1 protein-coding gene is annotated in these 2,166 nt (G+C 35.8%); it reads right to left on the reverse strand.

Annotation, left to right across the window (positions count from 1 at the left end):
* Window positions 1–602: 602 nt before the first annotated feature.
* A complete protein-coding gene (locus tag AB3X49_RS21820) occupies window positions 603–1,910 on the reverse strand; it encodes a condensation domain-containing protein (protein WP_367964707.1) in 1,308 nt (435 codons plus the stop codon).
* Window positions 1,911–2,166 lie beyond the last annotated feature (256 nt).

The following is a 2,166-nucleotide window of genomic DNA, read 5'->3' on the forward strand; positions in this document are numbered from 1 at the left end:
AACTATATTAGCTCACAACAACCGTTAGGAAACATCCGTCCAAAATAAAAAGAAGCTCCAATAAGCTTATATTTAGGTCATAGATTTTATAGGGGTATCTCCTCATACCCATCAACTTAAGAAATACGCTCTTCCCAAAAACGCAAAAAATGAGCTGAATTCTCATAAATAACTGTAGAAATATAAAATTTTCGTTTTGAGGCTATATTAAAAACTTAGGTTGATGGGCATGGACGGTACACCTATTATGAATAATAGGTATGAAACATTTCAAAAAATAATAAAAAGAGCTGATTCAAAGTTTAGTTTAAATCCACTCTTTTTTAGTACTTTTATGCCGATATATCTTGTTTTTCTCACGGTGCAAATTGTTTTTCACTACGGTTTTCCATAAATATGAAACATAAAGATAGGTGCTGAACAAATGCAAATGATCAGAGTAGATTTAACAAAAATATTTTATGAAGCAAGCGAAGATAAATTTTTATCAGGAGTAATACCTGTCTGGTAAGTGTAGCGTTTATAAAAGAGACTCGCCGTACATGGGACGAGCCCTTAAAATACAATCCTGCTAGAAATTTTCGCGCTATATTCTCTTTTATTTATGGTAGTTGATTCACAATATTTTCTAAAAATTTGTCTACCTTTTCTTTTGATGTATCCGGTGTATGATAACCAATCGTAAATGTAAGTCTTCCATTATAAGAGCTTGCACCCATTGAAAAGAATGGCGCATACATAATGGGTGCTGTCATATACCCACCCTCAGCTTGAACTTCACCAAACTGAATAGGTTCATCACCGATCACCCCGAAATTTGTCAGTAATGGCAACGCCATCCCCATCTGTAAAGCCTGTTCGTATTGCCGACTATACATTTCCTTCACCACAGATAGCTTCATACCTGCCAGTATCTCCATTCCTGCTGCTGAAGAAAGACCTGGATTTTGAGACTTTATTTTATCCATTGATTGTTTAACTCGAACAAGAGTCTGATGAAATGTTTCATCGTCTTCCATTTTAATCACTGGCATTTCCATGCCGGATAAGTTGCAAATAACACCAGTTGTATAATTAGGCAGATACCGACGTAAATCAATTGTCAAACCGATCATTTTTTCTGCGGTGCGAGGTTCTGCATACACAGTGAAATGTGATAAAGATCGGAAGTATGCAGTCATGATTACATCATTCAAGGTAGCCTGTTGTGCTTTTGTCCATCGGGTTAGACGTAGAGATTGCTCATGGCTCAACCTCCGTACGGACATTTGGGGGGATTTATTTTTGTTGGGTTGAGATGGAAAAGACCATAACGATGCCTGTTGTTCTTGGTTAGGACGATACGCATTTTTTATCTCCGATATTCCAGCATATTTGAATACATGTGATTGATCTCGAAAACCCTCATTTCCCTCACCAAACTCCCTTATAATTTGATTCTTAGATTGTCCCAAGGAAAGTTGAGTATAAATTGCTCCAAGCAAATTAATATATTCCTTGACCCCTGCACCATCTGAACATAGATGAGATAATTTCACAACTAACATGTCTGTTGTAGTGCCTCGTAATAATTTTGTTTGAACCATAGGCCCCTGAATACGATCACCAGGTTCCTTAATAAAATCTATTGCCATTATTTCAAGTTCTTGATCATTTCCTTCTGTAAAAAGGCAAATAGGTGAGTTAGTGGCAGATGAATGTTCCTCCCAGTAAGGAATATCATTTTCTACAAACCGGCTGTTCAAAACCGGCTGCAATTGTAACGTTATCCTTACTGATTGTTCAAGTATTTCCTTTGATATACCTACAGGAAAATAAAGAACTGCATTAATTTGTTGATCTGCAGCATAAAGACCTAATAAATAATTCATTCGATCTTGAGGTGTTACTGAAAACTTTCTTTGTTCCATAATTTCGTCCCCCTTTTAAGACTTTTTGTCGTATAACCTTATTCTCCATATGGTTGTAACTTTTCTAGTCACTTTTCTTCAAGAACAAATAATTCTTATTTTTTGTTTTTTTTACGGAAGCATCTTTTCCGTACTGACCCCATTCTTTTCGCGGCTCTTTGTAGGTGATATACCCATTATTTCATTATTATTAACCCTTCCTATCTCTCCCTGTAAAATCAAACGAATATTTATTCGGTTTATATATATGCAAACA

The sequence above is a fragment of the Bacillus sp. C30 genome, assembly GCF_040838255.1.
Classification (GTDB): domain Bacteria; phylum Bacillota; class Bacilli; order Bacillales; family Bacillaceae_G; genus Bacillus_A; species Bacillus_A mycoides.

Bases quoted from the DNA above. Each gene is read 5' to 3' on its own strand.
- AB3X49_RS21820 (WP_367964707.1), bottom strand. From the start codon at position 1,910: ATGGAACAAAGAAAGTTTTCAGTAACACCTCAAGATCGAATGAATTAT.